At 34.2% G+C, this 17,408-nt stretch carries 15 protein-coding genes; 12 read left to right on the top strand and 3 right to left on the bottom strand.

What is annotated here, in order from left to right; genetic code table 11:
• The 6 genes from BLT84_RS16055 to BLT84_RS04185 all read left to right on the top strand — a co-directional run bounded on the left by BLT84_RS16055 (position 1) and on the right by BLT84_RS04185 (position 7,392).
• Positions 1-156, top strand: coding sequence for a hypothetical protein (locus tag BLT84_RS16055; protein WP_157717898.1), 156 nt, complete (start codon positions 1-3; stop codon positions 154-156).
• Entirely contained in the window at positions 143-3,415 is a 3,273-nt protein-coding gene (locus BLT84_RS04205; protein WP_091263101.1) for a hypothetical protein, read from the top strand. The genes BLT84_RS16055 and BLT84_RS04205 overlap by 14 nt, the downstream gene beginning before the upstream one ends.
• Positions 3,399-3,830, top strand: a complete 432-nt coding sequence (ybeY, locus tag BLT84_RS04200; RefSeq protein ID WP_091263099.1) for an rRNA maturation RNase YbeY — start codon at positions 3,399-3,401, stop codon at positions 3,828-3,830. The genes BLT84_RS04205 and ybeY overlap by 17 nt, the downstream gene beginning before the upstream one ends.
• 13 nt (positions 3,831-3,843) lie before the next feature.
• Complete coding sequence (gene mnmG / locus BLT84_RS04195) at positions 3,844-5,712, top strand: tRNA uridine-5-carboxymethylaminomethyl(34) synthesis enzyme MnmG (protein ID WP_091263097.1); 1,869 nt, start codon at positions 3,844-3,846, stop codon at positions 5,710-5,712.
• A 78-nt stretch (positions 5,713-5,790) separates the two neighbouring features.
• Positions 5,791-6,654 (top strand): class I SAM-dependent methyltransferase, encoded by an 864-nt coding sequence (locus tag BLT84_RS04190; RefSeq protein WP_231929472.1) that lies wholly within the window; start codon positions 5,791-5,793, stop codon positions 6,652-6,654.
• Positions 6,655-6,882: 228 nt separating this feature from the next.
• A complete protein-coding gene (locus BLT84_RS04185) occupies positions 6,883-7,392 on the top strand; it encodes an OmpH family outer membrane protein (protein WP_091263095.1) in 510 nt (169 codons plus the stop codon).
• 69 nt (positions 7,393-7,461) lie between these two features.
• On the opposite strand, the gene BLT84_RS04180 is transcribed toward BLT84_RS04185, so the two are convergent.
• On the bottom strand, positions 7,462-7,857 hold the full coding sequence (locus BLT84_RS04180) for a hypothetical protein (RefSeq protein ID WP_034887183.1): 396 nt from the start codon (positions 7,855-7,857) through the stop codon (positions 7,462-7,464).
• A 10-nt stretch (positions 7,858-7,867) separates the two neighbouring features.
• A complete protein-coding gene (locus tag BLT84_RS04175) occupies positions 7,868-9,019 on the bottom strand; it encodes an ATP-binding protein (protein WP_091263093.1) in 1,152 nt (383 codons plus the stop codon).
• A gap of 71 nt (positions 9,020-9,090) precedes the next feature.
• Here BLT84_RS04175 and BLT84_RS04170 point away from each other — a divergent pair, with 71 nt between their 5' ends.
• The 3 genes from BLT84_RS04170 to BLT84_RS04160 are packed head-to-tail and all read left to right on the top strand — an operon-like array spanning position 9,091 to position 12,923.
• Positions 9,091-10,278, top strand: coding sequence for a phosphoglycerate kinase (locus BLT84_RS04170; RefSeq protein ID WP_091263091.1), 1,188 nt, complete (start codon positions 9,091-9,093; stop codon positions 10,276-10,278).
• Between the two features lie 47 nt (positions 10,279-10,325).
• Positions 10,326-11,921, top strand: coding sequence for a lytic transglycosylase domain-containing protein (locus tag BLT84_RS04165; RefSeq protein WP_091263089.1), 1,596 nt, complete (start codon positions 10,326-10,328; stop codon positions 11,919-11,921).
• Positions 11,922-11,945: 24 nt separating this feature from the next.
• Positions 11,946-12,923 (top strand): DUF4837 family protein, encoded by a 978-nt coding sequence (locus tag BLT84_RS04160; protein ID WP_091263087.1) that lies wholly within the window; start codon positions 11,946-11,948, stop codon positions 12,921-12,923.
• Between the two features lie 73 nt (positions 12,924-12,996).
• On the opposite strand, the gene BLT84_RS04155 is transcribed toward BLT84_RS04160, so the two are convergent.
• Positions 12,997-13,215 (bottom strand): twin-arginine translocase TatA/TatE family subunit, encoded by a 219-nt coding sequence (locus tag BLT84_RS04155; RefSeq protein ID WP_034887195.1) that lies wholly within the window; start codon positions 13,213-13,215, stop codon positions 12,997-12,999.
• Positions 13,216-13,329: 114 nt separating this feature from the next.
• Here BLT84_RS04155 and BLT84_RS04150 point away from each other — a divergent pair, with 114 nt between their 5' ends.
• Genes BLT84_RS04150 through BLT84_RS04140 form a run of 3 tightly spaced genes read left to right on the top strand, consistent with a single transcriptional unit; the run spans position 13,330 to position 17,399 of the window.
• A complete protein-coding gene (locus tag BLT84_RS04150) occupies positions 13,330-14,199 on the top strand; it encodes a M23 family metallopeptidase (protein WP_091263085.1) in 870 nt (289 codons plus the stop codon).
• Between the two features lie 6 nt (positions 14,200-14,205).
• Positions 14,206-15,717 (top strand): GH3 auxin-responsive promoter family protein, encoded by a 1,512-nt coding sequence (locus BLT84_RS04145; RefSeq protein ID WP_091263083.1) that lies wholly within the window; start codon positions 14,206-14,208, stop codon positions 15,715-15,717.
• On the top strand, positions 15,714-17,399 hold the full coding sequence (locus tag BLT84_RS04140) for a DUF6909 family protein (protein ID WP_091263080.1): 1,686 nt from the start codon (positions 15,714-15,716) through the stop codon (positions 17,397-17,399). Before BLT84_RS04145 ends, BLT84_RS04140 begins: the two co-directional genes overlap by 4 nt.
• Positions 17,400-17,408: the final 9 nt, after the last annotated feature.

Below are 17,408 nucleotides of genomic sequence, written 5' to 3'. Positions count from 1 at the left end.
TTGGCAAAGGTAAGAGATTCTATGGGTTTTGCCATTTCTAAAGCACTTCTTCAGCCTAATTTGGTATTATTTTCTGTTATTGTGTCTTTCAGACTTTATGGAAAGAATATTGTAGTTTTATTAGCATGTAAGTCAAGCAGAAATGAACGATTTTAATATTCTTCAGAATAAACTAGTAGCATTCATTAAAAGATATTATTTAAATGAATTGCTGAAAGGGGCAATATTGTTCATTTCTATCTGGTTATTTTATTTCATAGCGGTGTTACTTCTTGAATATTTTCTTTGGTTAACACCGGACTATAGAAAATGGCTTTTTTTCATATCTATTGGGGTAACAATTATATTGCTTTATAAATTTGTTGCCGTACCTATTTTGAAACTTTTCAATTTATCTAAAGGTATAGATCTAATGGATGCCTCAAAGATTATAGGGAAATATTTTCCAGAGGTGAATGATAAGTTGTTGAACGTGCTGCAACTTCACAGATCTTCAGAACAGTCTGAACTATTATTAGCAAATATTGCTCAAAGATCTAAAGAATTAAAACCTGTCCCCTTTAAGTTGGCAGTAGATTTTAGAACAAATTTAAAGTACATAAAATACGCAGCCTTTCCTGTTATACTGATCTTAGGAATTTATATTTCCGGGAATATTTCATCAATTACAGAGAGCTATTCCAGAGTTATAGATTATAGAACTGCCTATCTACCACCTGCACCTTTTTCTTTTCATATTAATCAAGCAGATCTTAAAGTAGCGCAAGGAAGTGATTTGGAAATTCTTGTGAAAGTGGAAGGTAATGTACATCCAGAATTGGCGAGCATACATTACAATGGACAGGAATATCTTTTAAAAACTGATGGGACTGGAAATTTCACATTTAAATTTGAAGGAGTTGATGAGAATATAGATTTTTATATAAGTGCTAATCAGGTAAAAAGTCTACCGTATGAAATAGAGGTAATAGCGGTTCCTACTCTCACAGATTTTGAAATGAAGTTGGAATATCCAGGGTATTTAAATATTACTGATGAGATCTTAAAAGGTACTGGAAATGCAACACTACCGGAGGGTACAAAAGTTACGTGGGTTTTGAGAGCTAAGAAAACTGATGAAGTTAGGTTTGTGAGTTTAGATACTTCAAATCTATTTGCTAAAGAAGTAGATAATTTTAAATTATCTAAAATTGTAGTTGCAGATCTTCCTTACAAGATTACCACCTCTAATGCCGACTTTCTAGATCATGAAACTTTAGATTATAATATATCTGTAATTAAGGACCAATATCCTAAAATTGAAATTAAGACAAAAAGGGACAGTCTGAATAGGGAGCAATTATATTTCTTAGGAAAAGCTACAGATGATAACGGGATTTCTAATATATCTATGGTTTATTTTATTGAAAATCAGAAGTTAAAGCAGAAAAAAGTGACTATTCAAAATAATATTGGGAATATTATGCAATTCCCGTATGCTTTTCCAGGAAATTTAGAAATAGAAGAGGATGTAACTTATAATATTTATTTCGAAGTTATAGATAACGATGCAATCCATGGTGGTAAGAAAACAAGGAGTCAAATAATATCTTATAAGAGTATTTCTGAAAATGATAAGATTGAAGAAAACCTAAAGGCGCAACAAAAATCTATAGATAATATTTCTAGTAGTCTTAATAATCTGAAATCTTCTGAAGAAGAACTAAAGGAATTATCTAATGATCAAAGACAACAAAGAGATTTAAATTATAACGATCAAAAAAAGCTTGATGATTTTTTAAAGAGGCAAATGCAACAATCTGAAATGATAGAAAATTGTACAGATAAATTGAAATCATCTTTAGAGAATAGTAGTAGTACATCGCCGGAAAATGAAAAATTTAAGCAGGATCTTCAAGAAAGATTAGAAAGAAATGAAGAGCGGTTAAAAGAAAATGAAGCTTTAATGAAAGAGCTTGAAAAATATACCGAAAAGATCAGTACTGAAGAATTGGCTAAAAAATTAGAAGATCTCGCTAAACAGAACAAGGCTCAGAAAAGAAATATTGAACAACTACTAGAATTAACCAAGCGATATTATGTTCAGGAAAAAAATATAAAACTGGCAAACGATCTAGAAATTTTAGCAAGAGAGCAACAAAAGATTTCTGAGAATGATCTGAATAATTTAAAAGAAAATCAAGAGAAATTGTCAGAGCAATTTGATCAGTTTAAGAAGGAGATGGATTCTTTAGAAGTAGAAAATAAAAGTCTAAAAAAACCATTTGATATATCTAATCAGGATGGGGGAGAAGATGAGATCACAATAGATCAAAAAGAAGCAGTAGATAATTTAGAGCAAAAGGAAATTGGTCTTGCCAAGAAAAAACAGAAAGCTGCCGCAGAGAAAATGAAGGAGCTAAGTTCTAAAATGAGATCATCTCATAACTCTCAACAAGCACAAACCTTAAAAGCTAATGTAGAGAGTTTGAGGCAGGTATTAGATAATTTGATAAAATTCTCTTTTGAGCAGGAAGACCTTATGCTTTTATTTAAAAGTTATAGCAATAATGATCCTCTTTATGCGAAACAGCTAAGAAGGCAGCAGGTTTTAAAGCAACATTTTGAACATATTAATGATAGCTTATTTGCCTTGTCTTTGCAAAATCCAATGATGACAGAACAGATTAATGGAAAGTTGACTGACATTGATTTTAATATCAATAAATCTTTAGAACGATTGTCTGAGAATCAAGTTCCACAAGGAACCGCTAGTCAACAATATGTAATGGCAGATACCAATGAGTTAGCCAATATGCTTGGAGATATACTTTCTAATATGGAGCAACAGTTAAATCCTAGTTCTGGAGATGGTAATGACGGAGAAGGAATACAATTGCCAGATGTTATTCAATCCCAACAACAGTTACAACAGAAAATGCAACTAGGTATGGAGAAGGGTGAAGAAACTGGTAAAGATAAGAATGACGATACGGATAGTAAATCTGGCTTAATACAAGAGAAACTGAGTGGTGAGCTTTTTGATATATTCAAAGATCAGCAGAAATTAAAAAAACAGCTTTTGGAAAAGTTTAGAGAGAATGGGTTCGATAAGCGTGAATCAGATCTATTACTAGAGCTGGAGCAAATTGAAAATGATATTTTAGATAAGGGTTACAACGAAGAGACAAGAAAACGTATGGATAACATAACTCATCAATTAATGGAGCTACAAAATTCTGAATTGAGTCAGCAGGAAGATTCAAAAAGGAGTTCATCTTCAAATAGCATAGAGTACAATAACAACCCTAAAGATCAAATTGATAGGGCTAAAGAATATTTTAATTCAATTGATATTTTAAATAGACAAAGCTTACCTTTGCGCCAAATTTATAAGACGAAAGTAAAGGAGTATTTTGATGCAAGAGAAGATTAATTTTTATTCAGAAAATGATTTTGATTTAGAAGATCATAATCGTTATTCAAGCTGGTTGGAAAGGATAATTTTATCTGAAGATAAGAAGCTAGAAGAAATAAGTTATATATTTTGTGATGATGAATATCTTCTTAATATCAATCAGGAATACTTGGACCACGATACGTATACAGACATTATAACTTTTGATTATTGCGTGGGAAATATTCTGCAAGCAGATATCTATATTAGTACGGAACGTGTTAAGGAAAATGCTGAAAGTTTTCAAGTAGATTTCGACGAAGAATTAAGACGCGTGTTGTCTCATGGTATTCTACATTTATGTGGTTATAAGGATAAAACAGTTTCTCAGGCAGAGATCATGCGTGGTAAAGAAGAGGAAAAAATGAAATTGTTCCACGTGGAACAATCATAAAGAAAGAGATATTATGTTTGAAGAATATGATGTTATAGTTGTTGGTGCAGGACATGCTGGAAGTGAAGCTGCCGCTGCTGCCGCTAACTTAGGTTCTAAAACCTTATTGGTTACAATGAATCTTCAAAATATTGCACAGATGAGCTGTAATCCTGCCATGGGTGGGATTGCAAAAGGGCAAATTGTGCGGGAGATTGATGCTCTTGGAGGATATAGTGGATTGGTTAGTGATACCAGTGCAATTCAATTTAAGATGCTTAATAAATCTAAGGGTCCGGCAATGTGGAGCCCAAGAGTGCAGAGTGATAGAATGATGTTTGCAGAGCACTGGAGATTGCGTTTAGAACAAACAAAAAATCTCGATTTTTATCAAGAAATGGTATCGGGTTTAATTGTGGAAGGAGATACTGTTGTAGGGATAAGAACTTCTTTAGGGCTAGAAATAAGAGCCAAATCTGTAGTTCTTACCAATGGAACTTTTTTGAATGGATTAATTCATATTGGAGATAAGAACTTTGGTGGTGGTAGATCTGGAGAAAGAGCGGCGACTGGAATTACAGAAGAATTAGTTAATCTTGGCTTTGAAGCAGGAAGAATGAAAACTGGAACTCCTCCTAGAGTAGATGGAAGATCTTTAGATTATTCTAAAATGGTGGAACAACCAGGTGATGAAATTCCTTCTAAATTTTCATACTTAGATGACACAAGGCCATTACAAAAACAACGTTCTTGTTATATGACGTATACCTCAAATGAGGTGCATGAGATTTTGAAAGAAGGTTTTGATCGTTCTCCAATGTTTAATGGTAGAATTAAAAGCTTAGGTCCGCGTTACTGTCCTTCTATAGAAGATAAAATAAATAGATTCGCCGATAGAGATAGACATCAACTATTTATTGAACCGGAAGGTTGGAAAACGTGCGAGGTTTATGTGAATGGATTTTCTACATCTTTACCAGAAGACGTACAATTTAAAGCCTTAAAATCTGTAGCCGGATTTGAGAATGTAAAATTCTTTAGACCTGGATACGCAATAGAATATGATTATTTTCCACCTACGCAATTAATGCATACCCTGGAAACTAAATTGGTAAACGGTTTATACTTTGCTGGGCAGATTAATGGTACTACAGGATATGAAGAAGCTGCTTCCCAAGGAATGATGGCAGGAATGAATGCCGCGCTAAAAGTTCAAGAAAAGGATCCTTTTATCTTAAAGAGGGATGAAGCGTATATTGGAGTTTTAGTAGATGATCTTATTACAAAGGGTACAGAAGAGCCATATAGAATGTTTACATCAAGAGCAGAATATCGCACATTGCTAAGGCAAGATAATGCCGATTTTAGATTGACTGAAAAGTCTTTTAATATTGGATTAGCAAGTGAAAAGAGAATGCGTAAAATGGAAGAGAAGAAAGACAAGTCTCTAAAATTTGTAGAATTCTTAAAAGATACCAGTGTAGATCATGAGATTGCGAACGTAGTTTTAGAAGATAAAGATTCTGCATTAATGAAGCAAAATGATAAGATCTTTAAGATCTTTTCTCGACCTAATATTACCATGCGGGATGTGCAAACTTTTCCGGGAGTTCAGGAATTTATTGATAATAATGAATTGAACGAAGAAATGTTGGAACAAACAGAAATCCAGGTAAAGTATTCTGGTTATATAGATAAGGAAAAGAACAATGCAGATAAGCTTCATAGATTAGAAGATATTAAGATTCCTATGAATTACGATTATTCTAATATAAAGTCGATGTCTTTTGAAGCACGCGAAAAATTGAATAAGATACAGCCCATAACAGTATCTCAAGCCTCACGAATAAGCGGGGTTAGTCCTAGCGATATTTCGGTTCTTTTGGTTTATATGGGTAGATAAAATTTGCGTTGTTCCACGTGGAACTATTTGAAAAACGATAATATTTAACGACATAAATACGCTTATATTTTAAAAATCTTGGAGGAGCAATATTTACTATCATCACAAAGGAAAATTCTTACCTGCAAAGATCATACGGTAAGTGGGGAAAATTTTGATCTTCTTTTAGATGAAGATTCTGAAATGTTGGTTACCTACCCAAGGCCAGATAAACGAGTTCTTTCTAATTATTATAGAAGTGAAGCTTACATCTCTCATACAGATTCTTCCTCAAGCTTAAAAGATAAGATCTATCAAAGCGTAAAGAAATTTATGCTTCAAAAGAAACTGAAATGGATAAATAAGAAATTTCCACAAAAGGGAAAACTCTTAGATATTGGAGCAGGCACCGGAGATTTTTTGGCACTTGCTAAATTAGATGGATGGAAGGTAAAAGGAATTGAACCAGAAATTTCAGCAAGAAAAAAAGCTGAGGAAAAAGGAGTGAAGCTTTTTGCAGATTCTTCTCATTTTAAATCTGAAAAATTTGACGTTATAACTATGTGGCATGTACTTGAACATGTTCCGGATCTTAAAGCGCAGGTTATAGAATTAGAGACGCTCCAAAAAAAAGATGGCCTTTTAATAATTGCAGTTCCAAATTATAAAAGCTACGATGCATCATATTATAAAGAATTTTGGGCAGCTTATGATGTTCCAAGGCATTTATGGCATTTCTCTAGAAATAGTTTTAAATCTGTATTTAGTGGAACTTCATTTAAACAATCAGATTCCAAACCACTAATTTTCGATTCATATTATGTAAGCTTACTTTCAGAGAAATATAAAACTGGAAATTACAATTTTTTAAAAGCACTCTATATTGGATATATTTCCAATTCAAAAGCAAAATCATCTTCAGAGTATTCTTCAATTGCTTATTTCTTCAGAAAAAGGAGTTAGAATCTTAAATAAGGCGTTTTAAGCGAGTTTCCGTACCATCAGTGGTAAAGATTAAGGAATATATTTTGTTATCTCTTAAATCTCAGCTAATGAGTCGAATTTTTATTGTAAAATCTTATGGTTTCTATAATTTTTATAAGTTTTTCTTATAATCATGAATCCGAATTTTTTTTTCAATTATTACTGAGTTACTTTATTACTTTTGCGTGAATCTAAATTTAAACTAGAATGAAAAAATTACTATTGGTTGTTTTATTGGCAGCCGGACTTACAAGTTGTAATGAACAGAAAACAGCTTATGTAGATACTTCAAAATTAATTCAGGAGTATAAAGAGATGAAAGAGGTGGAAGCAGAATTCACAGCTAAGTCTGATAGTATTAAAGGTGAGTTAGATACTATGGCACAAGATTTCCAAAGAGAAGTTGAAGATTACCAGTCAAACATGAATAGTATGTCTGTAGATAAAAGAAAAGAAGTTGAACAAACTTTAATGCGTAAGCAACAAATGATTCAGCAACAACAGCAAATGAGAGGGAATCAATTACGTGAAGAAAGTGATACTGTTATAGACTCTATCGTTTCTAAAGTTAAAGGATATGTGAAAGACTATGGAAAAGATAATGGATACACTTATATCTTTGGTTCTAATGAATCTGCTAACATTATGTATGCTAAAGATGGGTTGGATATCACAGAAGAGATCTTAGAAAAACTTAATGCTGAGTACAAGAAATAGTATTTACGCTCTCAAATAAAAAAGGCTGCAATTTTAATTGCAGCCTTTTTTATTATTTAAATTTGAGAATTAAGACATGATATAAACTCCTAATATCACAACTATAAAATATCCTGTTAAGGTGAATGCCCCTGCATAATCTTTGGCAACACGTTGTCCAAAAAGCAACATTAATAGCGTTAGGGCAGCCAATACGCAGGCGTATAATCCCATAATTACATTGCCATATAATAAGATCTGAGCGATCCCTATAATAGATAATATTCCGGTAATAACTTCTATTACTAGTATGATACCTACCATTACAGGTACCTGACCAGACAAGAACGTTTTTGAAAAATGTTCTTTTAACCAAGCTATATTACCTTGCCAGTCTACCATCTTATCTATCCCAGATTGAAGGAACGTTATTAAAACAAAGATTAGAATTAGAATTTCTGTTACGTATGCGTGAAAGTTTTCCATGAGTTTATAGTTAATCAATTTTAGTATGAAGTAATCTGGTTAGTTTAATAGAAAGATCTGTAAGTACAATTTTTGCATTCCCATTTCTTTCAATATGATATAAGGCATCATCTAATTCCTGAGTAATGGAAATAATGTTGGCACCATGAATAAAAGGAGCAAATTTTTCTAATTTAAATCCTGCAGTTTTAGGCTGCATATATACCAGCGCGTCTGCTTTATAATTCATTAAAAGCGCTTGTCTGAAAAAGTCCAGACAATATAATAAAAAGCTTTTTTGAGTTTCTCTTCCAGAACCAGCCAATTCATTACTCCAATCTATAAGATCGTGTATTGCAGCTTTATTTCCTTTTGCTCTAAATGCACTTCTGATCCAGGTGATGAACCACTTTTCAAAAACATCTTCAGAAGAGTCTTGCTGTATGAGATGCAGGGCGTTTGCATAATTTCCGTTAGCTTGGACCGCTATTTTCTTAGCAGCCAGAGCATCCATACCTTCCGAAGCAATAAGTTTTTCTGTAATTACTGCTTCAGCAATAGGAGGAAACCGCAATATTTGACACCTAGATCTAATGGTTTGAATGATCTGCTCTTCATCTTCAGCTATTAAAAGAAAAACCGTTTTCTCTGGTGGCTCTTCAATTAACTTCAACAATTTATTAGAGCTAGACGTATTCATCTTGTCTGCCATCCAGATGATCATGATCTTGAACCCACCTTCATAAGACTTTAGCGATAAAGATTTCACTATTTCCAAAGCTTCATCTACCCCTATTTGTCCCTGCTTATTTTCTATCCCTAATTTCTGATACCAATCGAATAGACTACCATATGGAGATTCTTTTACGAATGCTCTCCATTCTTCCATAAAATGATTAGAGACAGGATGAGATTTTATCTTATCATTAGTAGCTACAGGAAAAACAAAGTGAAGATCTGGATGAGAAAGATTTTTAAATCTGGAATTACAAGAAGGATTATCAGAATTTTCTGATCCAACATTATTGCACAGAATATACTGTGCGTAGGCTATAGCCATAGGTAGAATACCACTACCATGATTACCAACAAAAAGCTGAGCATGAGGTATTCTACCCCTGTCTGCTGTGGTTGTTAGATGATTTTTTATATGTGGTAAACCTAGGACTTCAGAAAAAAGCATGAGCAAAGATAAAATTAATCTGCACTTTTATATCTTAAGAAAAATTTATATTTGTGATATAAACATTGACCATGAAAACACTAGACGACTATAATTTTAAACATAAGAAAGCATTAATTAGAGTAGATTTTAATGTACCTATCAATAAAGAAGGAGAGGTAGATGATGCTACAAGAATTGAAGCTGCAAAACCTACAATCATAAAGATTCTGGAAGATGGCGGAAGCGTTATCCTTATGTCTCATATGGGTAGACCAAAAGCTCAGGAAGCAGAATTTTCTTTAGAGCGCATTAAAGATAAAGTTTCTGAAGTTATTGGAGTAGAAGTAAAATTTGTTTCAGATTGTGTTGGAGAGGTAGCAGAGACTGCAGCTCAAAATCTTCAATCTGGAGAAGTATTGTTATTAGAAAATCTCAGGTTTCATGAAGAGGAAACCAATGGAGATGATGAATTTGCTAAACAACTTTCAAAATTAGGAGATATCTATGTAAATGATGCTTTCGGAACCGCTCATAGAGCGCATGCCTCTACTACCATTGTTTCAAAGTATTTTGATGATAAATGTTTTGGATACCTATTACAAAAGGAAATAGAGAGTTTAAATAAAGTATTAAAATCTGCAGAAAAACCTGTGACTGCCATTCTTGGAGGAGCAAAGGTTTCGTCTAAAATTACCGTTATTGAGAATATTCTTGAAAAAGTAGATCATCTTATAGTTGGAGGTGGAATGGCTTTTACATTTGTGAAAGCACAAGGTGGAAATGTAGGTGATTCTTTAGTAGAAGATGATAAATTAGAATTGGCTTTAGAGATATTAAAATCTGCAAAGGAGAAAGGTGTAGAAATTCATTTACCGGTAGACTCTGTAATTGCAGATAGTTTTTCTGAAACCGCTAAGACAGATGTAAGACCTACTAAAGATATTCCAGAAGGTTGGATGGGTCTTGATGCTGGACCAGAAACCATTAAGAATTTCTCTGAGGTAATATTAAAATCCAAAACCATTCTTTGGAATGGGCCAGTTGGTGTTTTTGAAATGGACGCTTTTTCTAATGGAACCATTCAAATTGGAAAAGCAATTGGAGAGGCTACAAAAAATGGTGCTTTCTCATTAGTGGGAGGAGGGGATTCTGTTTCTGCTGTTAAAAAATTCAATCTTGAAAATGATATGAGCTACGTTTCTACGGGTGGTGGCGCCATGTTGGAGATGCTAGAGGGAAAATCATTACCCGGAATCGATGCTATTTTAAATAAGTAGGCACGAAAAATGATGAAAGTTCGTTTTTGTTTAATAATGTGATGATTATGAAAAAAACACTCTCACTCCTAATGATGTTTGCTTTTTTTGGTGGCTGGGCACAGCAAGGACCAAAGAATACTCCGCAATCTAAAACACAGGCTAAAAAAGCTAATTTTAGAGTACAGGTATTTAAGAAAACAGACACAAGTGATATAAAAATATTAAATCCAGATCCAGAATTTAAGAACAGGCTTCCAATTGGTGCTAAGATAAATAAGGCAGATCTTGTTAATCTTAAAGATCTACCTAAAGCAGCGGTAATAGATTCTGTTTGGAAATCAGAATTATTAAATTCTGATCTGTTTGAAAATATGCAACGTGAGATCCAAAAGCAGGATTACTCGGATGTTGTTTATAAAGATCTTCCAACAGATACTTTAAAGGCTAGACTTGCTAAGTTGAATGCCAGAACACCTTTTAACGTTGAATACAATCCAATGTTGGAGAGCGTTATTAAGTCTTATCTAAAAAGAAATAAGAAGTCTATGGAACGTCTTATGGCGTTAAGTACGTACTACTTTCCAATGTTCGAACAGCAATTGGATAGATTTGATGTTCCTTTGGAGATTAAATACCTAGCCATAGTAGAATCTGCTTTAAACCCAAGAGCAAAATCCCATATGGGAGCAACTGGTTTATGGCAATTTATGTTTACTACAGGAAAGATGCATGGCTTAGATGTAAGTTCTTATGTAGATGAGCGTATGGACCCGATAATGGCTACAGAAGCGGCTGTTAAATACCTTTCTAGTCTTTATAAGACCTTTGGAGATTGGGATTTGGTTCTTGCGTCTTATAATTCCGGACCTGGAAATGTTTCAAAAGCTATTAGAAGGAGTGGTGGGTCTACCAACTATTGGAAATTAAGACCATATCTTCCACGTGAAACAGCTGGTTATGTTCCAGCATTCTTGGCTACAATGTATCTTTTTGAATATGCTAAAGAACATGATTTTCAACCTAGTAATCCTGATGTAGCCTTTTTTGAAACAGATACGCTTCATGTAAAGCAACTGCTTACGTTTGATCAGATCTCAAATGTTACCGGAGTTGAGAAAGACATGTTAGAATTTTTAAACCCTAGTTACAAGTTGAATATCATTCCATTTGTGGAAGATGAAAAATATGCGCTACGCTTGCCAAGAGCCAGTGTTGGAGTGTTTGTGAATAATGAAGATGCTATCTATAATTTTGCGAAGACAGAGATCACCGAAGCTAAAAAGGAGCTGCCTAGATTTGTAGAAGCAGAAGATAAAGTTAGATATAGAGTTAAGAGTGGCGATTATCTAGGAAAGATCGCTCAAAAATATGGAGTTGCTATAACTAGCATTAGAAGCTGGAATAATATTAGAGGTAATAATTTGAAAGTTGGTCAATACCTTACAATATATCCTAGAAAATCTGTTTCAAATACTAGTAAAAAGCAACAGGTTGCCCAGCAATCTTCTACTCCAAAATCTTATACGGTAAAGAATGGCGATTCTCTTTGGAGCATTTCAAATAAGTTTCCTGGAGTTTCGGTACAGAATTTGAGGGCTTGGAATAGTATAACCAGTACAAATCTAAAACCAGGAACAGTCCTAAAGCTTTCTAAAAGCTAGGTCTGTTTTCATAACAAACTCTCTATGAAGAATATTTTATTCTTAGCTGTATTTCTCACCGCCGTATTATCAGGATGTAATTCTGAAAAGAAAGACAAGATTATCCTTACAAGCTCTTCTGGGAACATTAATAGTGTTTCTGTTATTGTAGACAATGAATTATGGGAAGGATCTATTGGAGAATCACTTCGAAATACCCTGGCAGCACCTGTAGATGGGCTTCCACAAGAAGAGCCTCTTTTTTCATTGAACCAAATGCCACAACAGTCTTTTGAAGGCTTTGTGAGACAGAATAGATTATTTGTAAAGATAGAAAAAGGAAAAGAGGCGGGATTTAAAATATTTAAAGATCCATATGCACACCCTCAAATAGGAGTTGTTATATCCGGTCAAAATTCGCAAGAAATCGTAGACCAGATCTCAGAAAATTCTGAGTCGTTAATAAAGGTTTTAAAGAATACTGAAATTACTGAAAAGCAACGCAGAATTAGAAAATCTCTGAAAGACGATGATAAATTGGAGGACCAGTTTGGAATTTCTATGAAATTTCCAACCGCCTATAGGTATGCGATAGAAGATAAAAAGTTCTTTTGGATAAGAAAGGATATTCCAAAAGGTAATATTGAGATTATGGTTTATGAAGTGCCTTTAAGTGCAATAGATAAAGATACTAATGTAGTTGGGCAAATCATTAAAATGAGAGATTCTATTGGAAAATCTCGAGTTCCAGGTCGTTTGGATGGCAGTTACATGATCACAGAAGAAGCGTACGCTCCTTATCTATTCAATTCTGAGATCGATGGGAAGTTTGCTTATGAAACTAAAGGTACTTGGGAGGTTAAAAACGATTTTATGGCTGGGCCATTTATCAATTATGCAGTGAGAGATACGGCCAACAATAGATATATTATTCTGGAAGGATTTGCTTTTTCTCCGGCATCAGCAAAAAGAGATAACATGTTTGAACTTGAAGCGATATTGAAATCGGTTAAATTTCAATAATCAAAATAAAGAGTAATAAAAAAGCCCAATTTTAATTGGGCTTTTTTAATATTTTAAAGATATAAATGTCGAATTAGTTGTTATCGCCAGATACCTTTTTGCTTTCATCTGTAGTAGTTTGAGAAGTTGTATTATCATCATCTTTAGATGCGTCTTTAAATTCTTTTATACCACTTCCAAGACCTCTCATCAGTTCAGGTATTTTGCGACCTCCAAATAAAAGCAATACTACTATCACAATTAAGATGATTTGAGGTGCTCCTATAACTAAAGGTAAAAATAGTGCGTTCATAATTAAAAATTTAGTTGTTACAAACTTAGTAAGAAAACATTAATATAAACGTTTACAACTTATAAAATAGTATAAATTTAACTTTATGCTATCTTTGTAAATGCAGTATCTACTATGAAACAATCAAATAAGAATAAAAAGAAATTCGCTAAGAAATTGCTGCACAAATATCGATTGGTGGTGCTTAACGAAGATACCTTTGAAGAGAGGCTATCTTTTAAGCTTACCAAATTGAATGTGTTTGTAGCGGTAACGCTTAGTGCTATCATCCTTATTGCCGGAACCACGTTTCTTATAGCCTTTACAGGACTTAGAGAGTATATTCCGGGCTATTCTTCTGCAGCTCTAAAAAAGCAAGCGACAGAATTGGCATTTAAGACAGATTCGCTTCAAACAGCATTAGTGTTGAACAATCAATACTATGCGTCTATTAGAAAAGTTTTAAATGGAGATCTAGAACCGGGTAATCTTAATAAAGATTCTTTGCCCAAAACGATTACTAGTGATCCATTAATGCTTGATCTAAGCCCCTCTAAGGCAGATTCACTTCTACGAGATGAGGTTGCTCAGGAAGATAAATACAATGTATTAGAATCTGCAGGTTCTGCAATGAATTTCGCCCTATTTCCTCCGGTAAAGGGTCCTATTTCAGCAAATTATAAATTAAAAAGCAAACATTTTGCGGTAGATGTAGTGGTTGCTAAGAACGCACCCGTAAAGGCAGTGGCAGACGGACGAGTGATTTTTGCTGAATGGAGTGCAGGAACCGGATACGTAATGATCGTTGAGCATGATTTTGGACTTATTTCTGTATACAAGCACAACTCTTCACTTACTAAAGAGCAAGGAGATTTTGTGCGTGCAGGAGAAGTTATAGCTACAGCCGGATCTACCGGAGAATTAACAACCGGACCACATTTACATTTTGAACTTTGGAAAGAAGGAAACCCTGTAAATCCTACAGATTATATCGATTTTGATTAATAACCTATGTCTATAAAATCATTCTCCGCAAAGATTTTTGCGTACTATATTAGAAAGAAAATCAACAAATGGGCTTCAAATCCAATAGAAGTTCAGGAAGAGGTTTTTAAAGATCTTATTCACAAAGCAGCTTCTACAAAGTTTGGTAAAGATCATGACTTTAGTAGCATTAAGAGCTATCAGGATTTTGCTAAAAAGGTTCCTGTTAGAGATTATGAAGAATTACGGTTTTATGTAGATAAGATGGTGGCGGGAGAAGAAGATATTCTTTGGCCCGGAAAGCCGCTTTATTATGCTAAAACATCTGGAACTACCAGTGGGGCAAAATACATCCCTCTTACCAAAGAATCTATGCCAACCCATATTAACGCTGCAAGAAATGCGATTCTATGTTATATTGCAGAGACAGGAAATACAAAGTTTGTAGATGGTAAAATGATATTTCTACAGGGAAGTCCAGAATTACACGAGAAAAATGGAGTTAAACTCGGGAGGCTTTCAGGGATTGTGGCTCATTACGTTCCGGCATATCTTCAGAAGAACAGAATGCCAACTTTAAAAACCAATTGCATAGAAGATTGGGAGAAAAAAGTAGATGCTATAGTAGAAGAGACCAAAGGAGAAGATATGACCGTTATTAGCGGGATACCTTCTTGGGTACAGATGTATTTTGAAAGGCTTCAGCAAAAAACAGGACAGAAGGTTGGAGATCTATTTAAGAATTTTAACTTATTTATCTACGGGGGAGTTAATTATGAACCGTATCGTGCAAAATTTGAAAATCTTATAGGTAGAAAAGTAGATAGTATTGAGCTTTACCCGGCATCTGAAGGTTTCTTTGCTTTTCAAGATCTGCAAAAAGATAAAGGAATGCTCCTTCAGCTAAACTCCGGTATATTCTATGAATTTATCAAAGCTGATGAGTTTTTTGAAGAAAAACCTAAAAGGTTAACCATTGCGGAGGTTGAGGTTGGTATTAATTATGTAATGATTGTATCTACCACAGCAGGACTATGGGCTTATAATTTGGGAGATACTATTCAGTTTACATCTCTTAAACCTTTCAAAGTTATTGTCTCAGGACGGATAAAGCATTTTATTTCTGCTTTTGGAGAACATGTTATTGCTAAAGAGGTAGAATATGCCATGCAGACGGCTACAGAAGCTACTGGCGCAAGAATCACAGAGTTTACCGTAGCACCTCAAATTACTCCTGAAGGAGAACAATTACCATATCATGAATGGTTTGTAGAGTTTGAGAAAGAGCCGTCTAATATGAAGGAATTTGTAGAAATACTAGATAAGACGCTCCAAGAACAAAATTCTTATTATCTAGATCTAAAGGAAGGAAATATTCTTCAGACCTTAAAAATTAGAAAAATGCCCGAAAATGGATTTCAGGATTATATGAAATCTATTGGGAAATTAGGCGGACAAAACAAATTACCAAGATTATCTAATGATAGAAATATTGCAGATAAACTGGAACTAATATTAAAATCAAGTACAAGCATATGATCAACTTAAAACAATTAGGCCGCACCCGCGCACAAGAAAGCACTCATGCTATTGAGAGAATGTATATTACCATGAGACACTTGTTTAACAGGGGTTTTTACAAACCTATGGGTGTTTCCGGAGAAACATTACGCGAATCTTTACTAACACTTCGCCCAGAGATCTACGGTACTATTGCAGATGAAAAAGTTGAATTAGACGGACTTCTATATGTTATAGACAGACTTCCAAAAGGAATTGAAGAATGTAGATTTATTAATCTTACCAGTGATGAAGGGTATGCAAACTCCCACTTTAAGCCTATAGTTCCTCCAAAAAGAAGAAGAAATTGCTATAGAATTGATGAGGAGCAAATGAATATTGAGATCACTCGTGGAAGATCTGAGATCTATGATATACTAACGCACCTTACCTTTCTTTTTGTTGAATCTCATAAAATTATGAGAAGAGTTATTATAGATGAAGAGGGCAATGTTACCAGAGATTGGAAAAAACTGGAAGCCGCTGTTCAAAAACCACAATTAGATCAGATAGAGAGAGAAATTGCACTTACACATACCTCTAATATTCTGGGAAGAACTTTCAAAGAAGTAACTACATTATATCCAAAATTCATGTTGCCGGAGAACGAAGAGCGTTTTCTTCATATTATTTATTGGTTAGGTAAATTGGCAATGGATGAAACTATCAATAACAATAAGCGTATAGTAACATTTAGTCCGGTACTAAGAGAGCGTTTAGGGCATCACATTCATGGAGAGATCTGGGCAGATGGTATAAAGAAGCATTTATTAGAAAATAACTTGATGCATAGGCCAATTCATATTATTAGTGCCAATATGCACAGTGTGATGAATACCATTTTTACTCCTGAAGCTTTAGAAGAAGAACTAAAACAAAAAGGAGCGATGGAGCTTTATGAAAATTTAAGCGACAGTGGTAACGGGCAATTACGTAGTAAAGTTATGAAGGTAGCTCTGGAAAACGGAATGAAATTTCTTGAAGATACCAGTGGTACTAATATAGACGTTCAGGTATTTGATACTGCAAAACTGAAGCAAGGTTTTAGAAATCCAGATTTTGTAGGGAAGATAGAAGATGAGAAACCGGTATTGGTAGTAATGGATTATGCTTTTGGAGAGCAGGCTTATGAGACTATGGATGAGCTTTTAAAGCCTTATAATATTGAAGAGAACGAGATACATATGAATGTTGCCTCAATTTCTATTATGGGTAAGGCCGGTATTTTATATGGAGGTAAAGGAGATATCATGATACCATCTGCTCACCTATTTGAAGGAACTGCAGATAACTATCCATTTGTGAATGAGCTTAAAAAATCTGATCTTGAGGGTAACGGTATTAAAGTGGTAGATGGTTCCATGATCACCGTTCTAGGAACTTCCCTTCAGAATAAAGATATCTTAAAATTCTTTCAAGAATCTACCTGGAATGTGGTGGGTCTGGAAATGGAAGGTGTTCATTACCAAAAAGCAATTCAGGCCGCTTCTAAGTTAAGAGGTAGCATTAGCGAAGATGTAAAGGTGAGATATGCTTATTATGCATCAGATAATCCACTAGAAACAGGTAGTACTTTGGCTTCAGGAGGGTTGGGAACCACCGGTGTTAAGCCTACGTATTTAATTACAGAGAAGATCTTAGAACAAATTTTCAATTCTTAATAGAACTCC

The organism is Gillisia sp. Hel1_33_143 (genome assembly GCF_900104765.1).
Taxonomy (GTDB): Bacteria; Bacteroidota; Bacteroidia; order Flavobacteriales; family Flavobacteriaceae; genus Gillisia.
The sequence above is the reverse complement of the archived record's forward strand: the minus strand, read 5'-3'. Positions and strand labels throughout refer to the sequence as shown.

Bases quoted from the DNA above. Each gene is read 5' to 3' on its own strand.
- BLT84_RS04145 (WP_091263083.1), top strand. From the start codon at position 14,206: ATGTCTATAAAATCATTCTCCGCAAAGATTTTTGCGTACTATATTAGA.
- BLT84_RS04140 (WP_091263080.1), top strand. From the start codon at position 15,714: ATGATCAACTTAAAACAATTAGGCCGCACCCGCGCACAAGAAAGCACT.
- BLT84_RS04185 (WP_091263095.1), top strand. From the start codon at position 6,883: ATGAAAAAATTACTATTGGTTGTTTTATTGGCAGCCGGACTTACAAGT.
- ybeY (WP_091263099.1), top strand. From the start codon at position 3,399: ATGCAAGAGAAGATTAATTTTTATTCAGAAAATGATTTTGATTTAGAA.
- mnmG (WP_091263097.1), top strand. From the start codon at position 3,844: ATGTTTGAAGAATATGATGTTATAGTTGTTGGTGCAGGACATGCTGGA.
- BLT84_RS04165 (WP_091263089.1), top strand. From the start codon at position 10,326: ATGAAAAAAACACTCTCACTCCTAATGATGTTTGCTTTTTTTGGTGGC.
- BLT84_RS04170 (WP_091263091.1), top strand. From the start codon at position 9,091: ATGAAAACACTAGACGACTATAATTTTAAACATAAGAAAGCATTAATT.
- BLT84_RS04155 (WP_034887195.1), bottom strand. From the start codon at position 13,215: ATGAACGCACTATTTTTACCTTTAGTTATAGGAGCACCTCAAATCATC.
- BLT84_RS04205 (WP_091263101.1), top strand. From the start codon at position 143: ATGAACGATTTTAATATTCTTCAGAATAAACTAGTAGCATTCATTAAA.
- BLT84_RS04160 (WP_091263087.1), top strand. From the start codon at position 11,946: ATGAAGAATATTTTATTCTTAGCTGTATTTCTCACCGCCGTATTATCA.
- BLT84_RS04175 (WP_091263093.1), bottom strand. From the start codon at position 9,019: ATGCTTTTTTCTGAAGTCCTAGGTTTACCACATATAAAAAATCATCTA.
- BLT84_RS04180 (WP_034887183.1), bottom strand. From the start codon at position 7,857: ATGGAAAACTTTCACGCATACGTAACAGAAATTCTAATTCTAATCTTT.
- BLT84_RS04150 (WP_091263085.1), top strand. From the start codon at position 13,330: ATGAAACAATCAAATAAGAATAAAAAGAAATTCGCTAAGAAATTGCTG.